A 13,085-nucleotide genomic window follows, 5' to 3' on the forward strand; every position below is an offset into this window, starting at 1 on the left:
GTGGGGAGCCGGGGGTCGTCGTCAACGGGCTCACGTCTGGACGGAACGGCCGGCCGCGAGCCCCTGCCCGCCTGCGGCGAACCTCAACGCCGCGGCGGGAGCAGCCGGACTCATACCGTCCTCTTACCGGTGTCGACCTGCGGGCCACGCTTCGGCATCTTTCGACGGACGCAAGACGGCCCCCGATGCCGGCGTCCCGGGGGCCGTCCCATGCGGGGCGCGACTGGATGGAACGGCCAGCGCTACCCCGCTCCGCCGGGCCGGCCGCATGGTGCGCGGCCCCGCCGACCGGGGCCGCGCACCACGGCGGGGTCAAACGGGACGGCGCAGATCCTCCGACTCCTCCGACTCCGCCGCTCCGACGTGATCGAACAGCTCGTCACCGTCACGGTCGACCAGCAGATACGCCTGTGCCTCGCCGACGTGGAAGTACATTCCGTGCAGTTCGAGCGTGCCCTCCCGCAGGGCCCTTGTCACGGAGTCGTGGGCCCGGAGATGCTCCAACTGCTGCACCACGTTGGTCAGGCACAGCTGTTCCACAGCGTCGGCCGGTGCCCGTCCGGCGAGCTTGGCCCACGGCCGCTCCTTGGCGGCCATCAGCTCAAGGCTCGGCTGCCCGTGCCGCAGCCACCGCTTGAGGGGCGTCTGCGCTCCGCCGGGCTCCGAGTTCAGCAGGGCCTGCATCGCCCCGCACCCCGAGTGCCCGCACACCGTGATGGACCGCACGTGCAGCACGTCCACCGCGTACTCGATCGCCGCGGCCACCGAATCGTCGCCGCTCTCCTCCCCGGGTTTCGGTACGAGGTTGCCCACGTTGCGTACGACGAAGAGGTCGCCGGGGCCGCTCGAGGTGATCATCGAGGTGACGAGCCGTGAGTCGGCGCAGGTCAGGAACAGCTGCGACGGTTGCTGCCCCTCGCGTGCGAGCCGTGCCAGCTCGTCCCGCACCAGCGGCGCGGTGTTGCGCTGGAACGCGCTGATGCCACGGGCGAGTTGGTGGTCACCGCGTCCACGGTGACCGCCGGGCAGGCTCCGCTCGGAGGGGCCCGCCGTCTCGCCCGACGCGCCGGAGCCACCTGAATCGCCCGGCCCGTGGGGCTCGTCCGGTTCACCCGACTCACCCGACCGGCCGCCGGGGGACACGGACTGCGGGTTGGTGGAGGGCTCGCAGTGGTGGTTGCGCCAAGGTGTCCAGGGCCGGCAGCGGCAGTGCGACGAGTCCGGGGGCTCGGCGATCCGACCGCCGGTCCGTCCGGTCAGCTCGACCGTGCCGCCCTGCGCGAAGTGCGCCTGCTGCCAGTCATGCAGCGACTCGTACGCCGCGTGGTCCATGAAGGAACCGTCCAACTCGACGACGGCGGAGGCGCCTCGGGGCACCAGATGCAGAGTGCGGCTGAGCCTGGGCACCGCGAGGAAGGTCAACTGGCCGCATACGTGGATGTGATGGACTCCCCCTCTCTCTTCGTGCGTGATGCGGGTGCGCGCGAGGCGGTGCATGGCGACGACGACGGCCACGGCGACCCCCAGTGCCACGCCCTCCAGGACTCCGAGGAGCACGACGCCGAGCGTGGTGACCGCGTACACCAGCACCTCGCGGTGGCGGGTGACGGTGCGGATGTGGTGCAGGGAGACCATCTGGATGCCGACGGCCATCACCAGGGCGGCGAGCGACGCGAGCGGGATGAGCTCCAGGATCGGGACCATCAGCAGCGCGGCGATCACTACGAAAACGCCGTGCAGCATCGTGGAGTTCCGGCTCACGGCACCTGCTTGCACGTTGGCCGAACTACGGACGGCGACTCCGGCGACCGGCAGTCCGCCGAGCGCGCCGGAGACGGCGTTCGCGGCGCCCTGGCCGAGCAGTTCGCGGTCCAGGCGGGAGCGGCCCACCCGGGCCTGCAGGTCGGGCCGTCCGGACACCAGTTTGTCCACGGCCACGGCGCCGAGCAGCGACTGCACACTGCACACCAGCGTGGTGGTGAGGACGGCGGCGGCGATTCCGAGCACCGGCCCGTCGGGCAGCCCGGCCAGGGCGTGGCTGCTCCAGGACGGCAGGTCGACCTTGGGCAGGACCAGCCCTGCGAGCGAGGCGGTCGCGGTGGCCCCGGCGACGGCGACGAGGGCGGCCGGAACGGTGCGCAGGACCTTTCCGACCCGGCCGGGAATCCGCGGCCAGGCGAACAGGAGCGCCAGTGTCAGCAGGCTCATCGACACCGCCGCGGGATGCACGCGCGCCAACTGGGCGGGCAGGGCGCGGAAGTTCTCGAGAACGGAACTCTGGGGGGTGCCGCCCAGTACGACGTGCACCTGGGCGACGGCGATGGTCACGCCGATCCCGGCGAGCATGCCGTGCACGATCGCGGGGCTGACGGCGAGCGCCGTGCGGGCCACGCGCAGACAGCCGAGGCCCAGTTGGGCGATTCCGGCGAGGACGGTGATGGCGCAGGTCGTGCGCCATCCGTAGCGGTGGATGAGCTCGGCGGTGACGACCGTGAGCCCGGCGGCGGGCCCGCTCACCTGGAGCGGTGAACCCCCGAGCCGGCCGACGACGAGTCCGCCCACGGCGGCGGCGACGAGGCCCGACTGGAGCGGGGCGCCGGTGGCGAGGGCGATACCCAGGGACAGGGGCAGTGCGATCAGGAAGACCGCGATCGATGCCGACAGATCGGCGCCCGCGATACGGAATCGGCGGGGCGGAACCGGCGGGCGGTTGTTGGGCGGGTGGTCGCGCTTCGGCCGAGTCGAGTCGGCGGCGCGGGTGGGGACGCAGGCAGACATTCCCGTCTCCTCCGGGGCGGCGCGGTCGCGGAACAAGTGGTCCCCCAAGCCAGGGAGGCGGGGGCGGATCGCGGCCGTGGGTCACGGCGTGCAGTGGCGGGATCTTCAACGCTCGGTAAATAGATCGTAATGCAGAGTAAAGGCTTTGTGCGGACTTTAGTCGCAAATGGGGCAAGAACTCACTCTCGCGGGTGAACGGGTTTTTCTGGCGGCTTGTCGTATTTATTTGGTCTCGGCCTCGTGCGACCTTGGCGGCGCTGTCGGAATTCGCTGCAGATCCCCCCAGGCGCCCTCGGCGGCGTTGCCCCGATCGAAGGAAGAAGGTGGGCGGAGATGGCCGCCACCCAGAGGATCGCCGCGGGGGTGGCACTCGCCGCGGCCTGCGCGGCGGCGCTCGCCGGTTGTGCCCTCGGCAGCACCGGCTCCGAGGAGGGTGCGCACGGCGCGAAGAAGGCCGCCGCGGGGCCTCCGGCACCCCAGGGCGCCGTCCATCTGATCGGTGACGGGTCCACCGCGTACACCGGGGCGCAGCCGCACCTGCCCGGACCCGAGAAGCTGAAGCGCGGGCAGAAGCCGCCGCAGTTCGTGGTGTTCTCGTGGGACGGCGCCGGCGAGGACAGCCAGAAACTCTTCTCGCACTTCCGGAAGGTCGCGAAGGCCAACCGGGCGACGATGACGTACTTCCTGAGCGGCGTGTACCTGCTGCCGGAGGCCAAGCGCGACCTGTACAGGCCGCCGGAGCACCTGCCGGGCACCTCGGAGATCGGCTTCAACGACGACGAGGGCATCAAGAACACGCTGCGGCAGCTGCGCGGCGCGTGGCTGGAGGGCAACGAGATCGGTACGCATTTCAACGGCCACTTCTGTGGGCCGGGGGGCGGCGTCGGGGAGTGGTCGGTCGAGGACTGGAAGAGCGAGATCGCCCAGGCGAAGTCGTTCGTGAAGTCCTGGAGGACCAATACGGGCATGAAGAGCGCCCCGTCGCTGCCCTTCGACTACGACAAGGAGCTCATCGGTGGCCGCACGCCCTGTCTTGAGGGTCGGAAGAACTTCGTGAAGGCGGCCCGGCAGCTCGGCTTCCGCTACGACACCAGTGGTGTCGACAACCAGGTCTGGCCCAAGAAGCAGGGCAACCTGTGGGACCTGTCCATGCAGCTCGTGCCCTTCGCGGGGCACTCCGGCGAGCAGCTCACCACGGACTACAACTTCAGGGTCAACCAGTCGGGGACCCAGGCCCAGGGGGACCCCGCCAAACGGAAGACCTGGGGCAACCAGGTACGTGACAGCCTGCTCAAGGGCTTCCGGCGCGCCTACTACGGCAACCGTGCCCCGCTGATCATCGGCAACCACTTCGAGTCCTGGAACGGCGGCACGTACATGCGCGCCCTCGACCAGGTCATCGCGAACGTCTGCAACAAGCCCGGCGTCCGCTGCGTCTCGTTCCGCCGCCTCGCCGACTGGCTCGACGCCCAGGACCCGGCCACGCTCGACAAACTGCGCGGCCTCAACGTCGGCGAGGCCCCCAAGCAGGGCTGGGCGTCCTTCCTGTCCGGCCGTCCCGCACCCGCCCCGAAGGGCGCACCCGGGGCGCCGGCGGTCAGGCCGTAGCCACGAGCCCCTCACCGAGTACGAAACCGGGGTCGACCTGCGCCGCCAGGTCCGCCCCGGTCCTCTCGTTGCCCCAACTGCTCGCGTTCTTCAGGTGGAAGTGCACCATCTGGCGCGTGTAGCGCTCCCAGTCCCGCAGCTCGTACGTGGCGTCCGCGGCGGCCTGCAGGGTGCGCAGGGACCGGCGGTTGGCGTCCTCCAGGTACTCGAACCGGGGTGGGCGGCCCTTCTCCATGGCGCGCACCCAGTCCGAGTGCCCGACCGTGACCAGGAGGTCGTCGCCGACCTCGGCGCGGAGGAAGTCGATGTCGTCCTGGCCCTGCACCTTGTTGCCGACGACCTTCAGGGCGACGTTGAAATCGCGGGCGTAGTCCCTGTACTGGCGATAGACGGAGACTCCCTTCCGGGTCGGTTCGGCGACGAGGAACGTCATGTCGAAGCGGGTGAACATGCCGGAGGCGAAGGAGTCGGAGCCCGCCGTCATGTCGACGACCACGTACTCACCCCTGCCGTCGACGAGGTGGTTCAGGCAGAGCTCCACCGCGCCGGTCTTGGAGTGGTAGCAGGACACTCCGAGATCGGCCTCGGTGAACGAGCCGGTGACCATCAAACGGGCGTCGCCGCTGTCGAGTTTCACCGGCCTGGCGCAGGCGTCGTACACCGGATTGTTCTCGCGCACCCGCAGCAGCCGTGAACCTTCGCCGGGCGGGGTCGTCTTGATCATCGTCGCGGCGGAGGCGATCCGTTGGTTGGAACCGCGCAGATAGTCCTTGATCAGGGGCAGCCGCGCGCCCATGGCGGGCAGTGCGACAGCCACCTCCTCGTCGAGTCCGAGCGCCGCCCCGAGGTGCTGGTTGATGTCCGCGTCCACCGCGACGACCGGCGCGCCCGAGGCGGCGAGATGCCGGATGAACAGGGCGGACAGCGTGGTTTTGCCGCTGCCGCCCTTCCCCACGAAAGCAATTTTCATGTTCACCAAGAGTAGTCGATCGATGGCGTAGCGTGCTCGGGTGGGGTGAAGAAGACCACTCCTTTGTGGGCTGGGCGGCAGGGGTGCGTAGTGTCGTACTCATGAGTACGACAGGCGCGACCGCCGATCCGCTCGCGACCCTGGCCTTGCTGCCCGGGGTGGCCGAATCCGTGGAGTCCGTCCGCAAGGCGGTGGACCGGGTCTACGGGCACCGGATCATGCGACGTCGCAGCAACGAGATCACCGCCGAGGCCGCGCTGCGTGGCGCGCGTGGCTCCGCGGCGCTGTCCGGCGCCGACTGGGCCCTCGAAGAGGTGCGCCGCCGCACCGACTTCAGCGGGGACGACGAGGCCCGCAAGGTCGGCGCGGCCCTCCGGCTGACCGCCGAGTCGGGCCAACTTCTCTCCATCTGGCGGCAGTCGCCCCTCCGGGTGCTGGCGCGACTGCATCTCGTCGCGGCCGCGGACGGGGAGGACGCGGTCGGCCGGCCGCGCCAGGACGGCGAACCGGTCGACGAGCCGCTCGTCGAACTGCCGCTGCCGGGCGCCGCGGAGGTGGCGGGCCGACTGGAGGGGCTCTCTCAGCTGATCATCGCCGGTGGTGCGGCGCCGGCGCTGGTCACGGCGGCCGTCGTGCACGGCGAACTGCTCGCGCTGCGGCCCTTCGGGACCCATAACGGCCTGGTCGCGCGCGCGGCGGAGCGCATCGTGCTGATCGGCAGCGGCCTGGACCCGAAGTCCGTCTGCCCGGCGGAGGTCGGTCACGCCGAACTGGGCCGCGCGGCCTATCTGGCGGCCCTGGAAGGCTACGTCTCCGGCACGCCGCAGGGTATGGCGGCCTGGATCGCCCACTGTGGCAAGGCGGCCGGACTGGGGGCCAGGGAGTCGACGGCCGTCTGTGAGGCGCTTCAGCGCGGGGCGGCCTAGGTCCTGGAACAGGGTTGCGGCGGTACGAGGTCTCGTACCGCCGCTGGCATGCTCACCGGGTTACCAAGCGTCCTCGATGTGTTGCCCATCAGGTCGGGAACTGCTGCCCGTCACCTGGTGCGGCTGGCCCGTAATCGACGGGTCGACGTCGCGTGGGTGCCTGGTGCACATGCTCGGTCCGTGGGGCCTTGGTTGAGTTTTAAGGTGATCCTTTCGGATGTCCTTGGTCTCGCGGGCCGTTAAACCCTTTGTACTCCAGGTCCGGAGGAAGTGGAACCCCTGGCTGCACTTCTTTACTTTTAGGTTCAAAGGCCTGCGAATCGGGCGGGAATTGCGCCGCACGCGCACGCGTGAGGAGCTTGTGCGCGACGCCCTCACAGCGCGGTGGCGCGCCGCCGGCTCGCGTACCAGACGAGTCCCGCCGTCGCCGCGGCCGCTCCTATCGCAGCGGCCGCGACGAGCGCCGGACGCTGCGGCACCGACAGCGCGGGCAGCCGCTGCTTGAGCCGCACCGGACGGTGGAAGTCCAGAACGGGCCACCCGCGCGCGGCCGCCTCGCGCCGCAGCGCGCGGTCCGGATTCACCGCGTGGGGGTGTCCGACGGACTCCAGCATCGGGACGTCGGTGGCCGAGTCGCTGTACGCGTAGCACCGCGCCAGGTCGTATCCCTCGGACGCGGCCAGCTCCTTCACCGCCTCGGCCTTAGTCGGCCCGTAGGCGTAGTACTCCACCTCTCCGGTGAAGCAGCCGTCCTCGCCCACGACCATCCGGGTGGCCACCACCCGGTCGGCGCCGAGCAGCTCCCCGATGGGCTCGACCACTTCCGCCCCGGACGTGGACACGATCACGACGTCGCGTCCGGCGGTGTGGTGCTCCTCGATGAGCGAGGCGGCCTCGTCGTAGATGATCGGGTCGATCAGGTCGTGCAGCGTCTCGGCGACGATCTCCTTGACCTGCTGGACGTTCCAGCCGCGGCAGAGCGCGGACAGGTAGGCGCGCATCCGCTCCATCTGGTCGTGGTCCGCGCCGCCCGCCATGAACACGAACTGGGCGTATGCGGTACGCAGGACGGCCCGGCGGTTGATCAGTCCGCCTTGGTAGAACGACTTGCTGAAGGTGAGCGTGCTCGACTTCGCAATGACCGTCTTGTCCAGGTCAAAGAAGGCTGCCGTGCGAGGCAAGGAGTGGTTTTCCACGAGCCCGAGCATAGGCGCCCGCCATTCGGGCTACTGTGGGGCGCGTGGGTTTGCCTGAGAGGCCTCTCGGGTACACCATGGAAGTCACGGATCGTTCGCGACCGTGCTAACCCGGTCCGACTCCTCCCCCCCCGAGTCGGCCGTGGGGACGACCCCCGCTCTCCCCCCCGGCGGGGGTCGTCGCATGTCCGGATGGGTTTTTCCCCTCTCTTGCGCGGCCCCGGAACCCTGTTGCCACCGCTGCGGCGGTTCCTTCGGCGTGCCCATGATTCGTCACCGTGTGTAGCCGTTGCGCTGCTCTGCGGAAGTCGCGCACGGGCTTCCGGTATGGGTGAAGGCGATATTCACAACCACTGAGTTGTCCACAGTTATCGACCAAGATCCACACGATTTCCTGGATCGCTGCACCGTGATTCCAGCGCGTCCCGCTCGCGGCGAGTTCCTCGCGGCGAGTTCACGGCCGGTTCCGTTTGTGGGACGCGTTTGGCCGGTTCGTATCGCCCGTTCATATGGAGGCCGCATGCCGGTTCTCCGCACGGGCGGGAATCGCGGGTCCGCAGGGAAGCCTGCGGGCTCCGCGCAAGGAGCAGCGAAGGGGGCTGGAGATCGTGGCGGGAGCCATCACACACGACGTGCCACCCACCGCCGACGGGCGGCAGGGCGGACCATTGATCGTCACGGAGGACGTCGAACTCCTCGATGACCTGCTGCGCCTGTGCGCGGCGGCGGGTGCGAGGCCGGAGGTGCACCACGGTGTGCCGGAGCGCGGAGGCAGCTGGGAGGCTGCACCGCTGGTGCTGGTCGGCGACGACGCCGCGCGGCGTGTGCGCGGGGCCGTGCGCAGGCGCGGAGTGGTGCTGGTCGGGCGGGACCAGGACGACTCGGGTGTCTGGCGGCGGGCCGTCGAGATCGGCGCCGACCATGTCCTGATGCTGCCCGACGGTGAGCAGTGGCTGGTCGACCGCATCGCCGACGTGGCCGAGGGCGTGGGCCGGCCGGCGCTCACGGTGGGCGTGATCGGCGGCCGGGGCGGCGCGGGAGCGTCCACGCTCGCCTGCGCGCTCGCCGTCACCTCGGCGCGCGAGGGACGCCGCACCCTGCTAGTGGACGCCGATCCCCTCGGCGGCGGACTCGATGTACTGCTCGGCGCAGAGGCGGTGGAGGGCCTGCGCTGGCCGTCGTTCGCCGCCTCCCGCGGCCGGGTCGGCGGCAGCGCGCTGGAGGAGTCCCTGCCCGAACTGCACGCGCTGCGTGTCCTCAGCTGGGATCGCGGTGACTCCGTCGTCATCCCGTCGCAGGCGGTCCGCGCTGTTTTGGCCGCGGCCAGACGGCGTGGCGGCGCGGTGGTCGTGGACCTGCCCCGCCGTGTCGACGACGGCGTCGCGGAGGCCCTCGCCCAGCTCGACCTCGGACTGCTGGTGGTCCCCGCCGACCTGCGCGCGATCGCGGCGGCAGGTCGGGTGGCGTCCGCGGTCGGCATGGTCCTGCGCGATCTGCGGGTGGCGGTCCGGGGCCCCTGCGCTCCGGGTCTCGACGACCGCGAGGTGGCCCGGCTGCTCGGGCTGCCACTGGCCGGTGAAGTGCCCGCCGAATCCCCCCTGCTGGACTCCGGCGTGCCACCCGGCGGAGCGGTACGAGGTCCGCTGGCCCGGTTCTGCACCGCCTTCTGGGAGCGGGTGGCGAGGGAGGGCGGGAGCACGTGAACAGGGACACCGTTGCGAGGACGCGCCGAGTCGCGGCCCCGGACGGATCCACGATTCCGGGCCGGGCCGTGGATCCGACAGGGCGGGTACGACGGACGGCACCGGTTGGGCGGGCAGGGCCCGCCGGCCCGCCAGAGCCGCCAGAACTCTCGGGCCCGTCAGGCCCGGCACGTCCACCAAGCACGCGTGGTGGTGGGCATACGGGGCCGCTGGTGCAGGGCGGGCGGGCCGGACCGTCAGGAGCCGCGGGGCACATGGGGCGTACGGAGTTGTTGGACGGTGTACGGCGGTGGCTCGCCGAGAGCGGGTCGGAGCCCACACCGGCACGGGTGGCGCAGGCCCTGCGCGCGCAGGGCCGCGTCCTCGGTGACACCGAAGTACTCGGAACGGCCCGCCAGTTGCGCTCCGAGCTGGTCGGCAGCGGACCTCTGGAACCGCTGCTCGCCGATCCGTCGGTCACCGACGTCCTGGTGTCGGCGCCCGATCGGGTCTGGGTCGACCGGGGCGGCGGTCTGGCACTGACGGCCGTCTCCTTCCCGGACGCGGCGGCCGTACGACGCCTCGCGCAGCGCCTCGCTGCCGTGGCCGGACGAAGGCTCGACGACGCGCGTCCCTGGGTCGACGCCCGGCTTCCGGACGGCACCCGGCTGCACGCGGTACTGCCACCGGTCGCCGTCGGTTCCACCTGTCTGTCACTGCGTGTCGTACGACCGCGCGCGTTCACGCTCGACGAACTGGTGGCCGCCGGGACGGTGCCACCCGGCGGCGACCGGGTGCTGCGGGCCCTGCTGGAGGCCCGGCTGTCCTTCCTGATCAGCGGAGGCACCGGCTCGGGCAAGACGACGCTGCTGAGCGCGCTGCTGGGGCTGGTCGGCCCGGGGGAGCGGATCGTGCTGGCCGAGGACTCGGCGGAGCTGCGGCCCGACCATCCCCATGTGGTCCGGCTGGAGGGGCGGCCCGCCAACCAGGAGGGCGCCGGGCTCGTGGCGCTGCAGGACCTGGTCCGCCAGGCCCTGCGCATGCGACCGGACCGGCTGGTCGTCGGTGAGGTGCGCGGACCGGAGGTCGTGTCGCTGCTGGCGGCGCTCAACACGGGCCACGAGGGCGGCTGCGGAACGGTGCACGCGAACGCGGCGGCGCAGGTACCGGCCCGCCTGGAGGCCCTGGGCACCGCCGCCGGGCTCGACAGGGCCGCCCTCCACAGCCAGTTGGCGGCGGCACTGTCGGTCGTCCTGCATCTCGTGCGCGATCGGACCGGGCAGCGGCGCATCGCCGAGGTGCACGTCCTGGAGCGCGATCCGTCGGGGCTGGTGGTGACGGTGCCGGCGCTGCGGTGGGGCGCTCGGGCGTTCTCGTACGAGCCGGGCTGGGAGCGGCTGCGGGGGCTGCTCCGCGAGGGGAGCGAGGGGAGCGGACCGTGGTGACGGGGACGGGCGGGATGTCGGTGGGGGCGGCCATGGCGTGTGCCGGGGCGGCCGCCTGGTTGATGGGCGGGCGGGACTCGGGGGCGCGCAGAGCGCGGCTGCTGTGCGCGGGCGGCGTGGTGGCGGCCGGACCACCGGCGGGGGAGAGGGCGTGGGCCGGATGGCGGCGGCTGCGCGCGCGGCTGAGGCCCGAAGGGTGGTCGCTGGTGGCCGGGTCGGCGGTCGCCTTGCTGGGCGCGTCGGTCGTGCCGCTGCTCCTCGGCGCGGCCGGGGTGCCGTTGCTCCGGCGGGCACGACGGGCCGGGGAGGCGGACCGGGAGCGTGAGCGCCGGGGTGATGCGGTGATCGCCCTGTGCGGGGCCCTCGCCGGTGAGGTGCGGGCCGGACGGCAGCCGGGCGAGGCGCTGTTGAACGCCGCGCACGACTCGGGCGGCCTCGGCGAGGCGCGGGCAGCGGTACTGGCGGCGGCGCGGTTCGGCGGGGACGTGCCAGGCGCGCTGACCGACGCGGCACGGCAGCCGGGGGCCGAGGGGTTGGTGGGGCTCGCCGCGTGCTGGCGGGTGGCCGTGGACCGGGGTGCGGGTCTCGCGGCGGGGCTCGACCGCCTGGAAGGGGCGCTGCGCGCGGAGCGCGATCAGCGGGCCGATCTGAGAGCCCAGTTGGCGGGATCGCGGTCGACGGCGGTGATGCTCGCGGGGCTGCCGGTCCTGGGGCTGTTGCTCGGCACGGCGCTGGGCGCGGATCCGCTGCACGTGCTTCTGCACAGCGGGCCGGGCCTGGGCTGCCTGCTGGTCGGTGGGGTGCTGGAAGGCGTGGGGCTGTGGTGGGCGCTGCGCATCGTGAAGGGAGCGGAGGCGGCATGAGCACGGAGATTGTCCACAAGCTGGGGATGCTCGGGTGCGGGGCGATGGCGCTCGGGTGGCTGGTGCGGGCGTTCGGCAGAGCGCGGTACGAGCGGCGGGTGCGCAGGAGGCTGGCCGCATTGCTGGACCCGCGGCGGGCGCCGCACCGGCGGCGATTCGACGTCCGGGGCGCGGGGCTGAGGTGGCTGCCGCCGGTGGGTGCCGTGTGCGCCGGCTGGGTGCTGGTCGGAGGGGCGGCCGGAGTCGTGACGGGGCTGGTCGCCGGGCTCGGGATCCTTCGGTGGCGTCGGCGGCGCGGGCCCGGACCGGTGGAGGAGTACGACGTGACGCGGGCCGCCGGGCAGCTTCCGCTCGCCGCCGACCTGGTGGCGGCCTGTATCGCGGCGGGGGCCGATCCCGTGGCGGCGGCACGGGTCGTGGGCGAGGCCATCGGCGGGCCCGTCGGGGAGCGGCTTGCCCGGGGTGCCGCGGAGGTGCGACTCGGAGGCGAACCGGCCGACGCGTGGCGGAGGTTGGCGTCGATACCGGGAGCCGGTGGCCTGGCGCGGCTGCTGGAGCGGGCGGGTGAGTCGGGGGTGCCGGCGGCCGTGCCGGTCGGGCGGCTCGCCACCGAGGCCCGCGCCGAACGGGGGCGGAGCACGACGGCGCGGGCACGCAGGGCGGCCGTCATGGTCACCGTGCCCGTGGGGCTGTGTTTCCTGCCCGCGTTCCTCGCGATCGGTGTCCTGCCCGTGGTGATCGGGCTGGCGGACGGGGTGCTGGGAGGTGGTGGCGGATGACCGGCCGGACGGCCGGCGACAGGCGTCGAGTGACGACACGAGTCAAGTGATCAGCGGGATCGAACCCACGGGGGTTGAGATGTACAGGACGGTACGAGTACGGGTGCGGGCATGGATGCGCGGCCTGGCGGCACGCGGGGACGCGGGAATGGTCACCTCCGAGTACGCGGTGGGTGTCATCGCGGCGGTGGCCTTCGCGGCCGTGCTCTACAAGGTGGTGACGAGCGGTCAGGTCAGCGCGGAGCTGCAGGACATCGTGGGGCGGGCGCTCAATGTCCCGACATGAGCCGGAGCCGAGCGGTCCGGCCCGGTGCGGCGACCGGGGATTCGTGACGGCCGAGGCCGCGGTGGTGCTGCCCTCGCTGGTGCTCGTCGGAATGGCGCTGGTGTGGGCGCTGCTCGCCGCGTCCGCGCAGATCCAGTGCGTGGACGCGGCGAGGGCGGGCGCCCGCGCGGCGGCCCGTCAGGACCCGCCCGACACGGTCCTGGCGACGGCCCGCCGCGCGGCACCGCGCGGGGCCAGGGTCACGGTGAGCCGGACGGGCGATCTGGTCCGGGTGACGGTCACGGCGAGCGCGCCGGGGCCCGGTGCGCTCACCGTGGAACTGAGCGACGAGGCCGTGGCCCTGGCGGAGGAGACCGTGGGGGTGACCGGCTATGACGCGAGGCCGTAGCGCGCGGCGCGTCCGCCTCGGGCCGATGCCCCGCACCACGATGTCCCGCACCCTCCGGCTCCCGCGCGACGGGTGTGGGCTCGTGAGCTCCCCCTCAGGTCCCCAGCGCACCCTCTGGAGGCCCCTGCGCGGGCTTCTCCGGCCTCGCGCTCTCCCCGGGCCCC

11 protein-coding genes are annotated in these 13,085 nt (G+C 72.3%); 8 read left to right on the forward strand and 3 right to left on the reverse strand.

The features are described 5' to 3' along the window. Positions 1-312 precede the first annotated feature (312 nt). On the reverse strand, positions 313-2,778 hold the full coding sequence (locus tag ACFVTC_RS34425; RefSeq protein WP_390132395.1) for a bifunctional SulP family inorganic anion transporter/carbonic anhydrase: 2,466 nt from the start codon (positions 2,776-2,778) through the stop codon (positions 313-315). Positions 2,779-3,111: 333 nt separating this feature from the next. Between ACFVTC_RS34425 and ACFVTC_RS34430 the strand changes: the two genes are divergently transcribed. Continuing rightward, entirely contained in the window at positions 3,112-4,386 is a 1,275-nt protein-coding gene (locus tag ACFVTC_RS34430) for a hypothetical protein (protein WP_390132396.1), read from the forward strand. Here the strand turns inward: ACFVTC_RS34430 and ACFVTC_RS34435 are convergent. After that, complete coding sequence (locus ACFVTC_RS34435; protein ID WP_390132397.1) at positions 4,376-5,356, reverse strand: ATP-binding protein; 981 nt, start codon at positions 5,354-5,356, stop codon at positions 4,376-4,378. The genes ACFVTC_RS34430 and ACFVTC_RS34435 overlap by 11 nt on opposite strands. A 101-nt stretch (positions 5,357-5,457) precedes the next feature. Here ACFVTC_RS34435 and ACFVTC_RS34440 point away from each other — a divergent pair, with 101 nt between their 5' ends. Then, a complete protein-coding gene (locus ACFVTC_RS34440; protein WP_390132398.1) occupies positions 5,458-6,282 on the forward strand; it encodes an oxidoreductase in 825 nt (274 codons plus the stop codon). Positions 6,283-6,656: 374 nt separating this feature from the next. Here ACFVTC_RS34440 and ACFVTC_RS34445 read toward each other — a convergent pair whose 3' ends face one another. Continuing rightward, positions 6,657-7,490, reverse strand: coding sequence for an HAD family hydrolase (locus tag ACFVTC_RS34445; RefSeq protein WP_390132399.1), 834 nt, complete (start codon positions 7,488-7,490; stop codon positions 6,657-6,659). A 596-nt stretch (positions 7,491-8,086) separates the two neighbouring features. Between ACFVTC_RS34445 and ssd the strand changes: the two genes are divergently transcribed. The 6 genes from ssd (at position 8,087) to ACFVTC_RS34475 (ending at position 12,921) form a co-directional block, all read left to right on the forward strand. Continuing rightward, positions 8,087-9,181 (forward strand): septum site-determining protein Ssd, encoded by a 1,095-nt coding sequence (gene ssd / locus ACFVTC_RS34450; RefSeq protein WP_390132518.1) that lies wholly within the window; start codon positions 8,087-8,089, stop codon positions 9,179-9,181. Between the two features lie 254 nt (positions 9,182-9,435). Continuing rightward, positions 9,436-10,605, forward strand: a complete 1,170-nt coding sequence (locus tag ACFVTC_RS34455; protein WP_390132400.1) for a TadA family conjugal transfer-associated ATPase — start codon at positions 9,436-9,438, stop codon at positions 10,603-10,605. Between the two features lie 14 nt (positions 10,606-10,619). Then, a complete protein-coding gene (locus ACFVTC_RS34460; protein WP_390132522.1) occupies positions 10,620-11,468 on the forward strand; it encodes a type II secretion system F family protein in 849 nt (282 codons plus the stop codon). Continuing rightward, positions 11,465-12,247, forward strand: coding sequence for a type II secretion system F family protein (locus tag ACFVTC_RS34465; protein ID WP_390132401.1), 783 nt, complete (start codon positions 11,465-11,467; stop codon positions 12,245-12,247). The genes ACFVTC_RS34460 and ACFVTC_RS34465 overlap by 4 nt, the downstream gene beginning before the upstream one ends. A 79-nt stretch (positions 12,248-12,326) precedes the next feature. Next, positions 12,327-12,533, forward strand: a complete 207-nt coding sequence (locus ACFVTC_RS34470; protein ID WP_390132402.1) for a DUF4244 domain-containing protein — start codon at positions 12,327-12,329, stop codon at positions 12,531-12,533. Next, positions 12,520-12,921 (forward strand): TadE family type IV pilus minor pilin, encoded by a 402-nt coding sequence (locus tag ACFVTC_RS34475; RefSeq protein WP_390132403.1) that lies wholly within the window; start codon positions 12,520-12,522, stop codon positions 12,919-12,921. Before ACFVTC_RS34470 ends, ACFVTC_RS34475 begins: the two co-directional genes overlap by 14 nt. The last annotated feature ends 164 nt before the right edge of the window (positions 12,922-13,085 follow it).

Origin of the sequence: Streptomyces sp. NPDC057950 (genome assembly GCF_042887295.1) — a bacterium.
Lineage (GTDB): Bacteria > Actinomycetota > Actinomycetes > Streptomycetales > Streptomycetaceae > Streptomyces > Streptomyces kaempferi.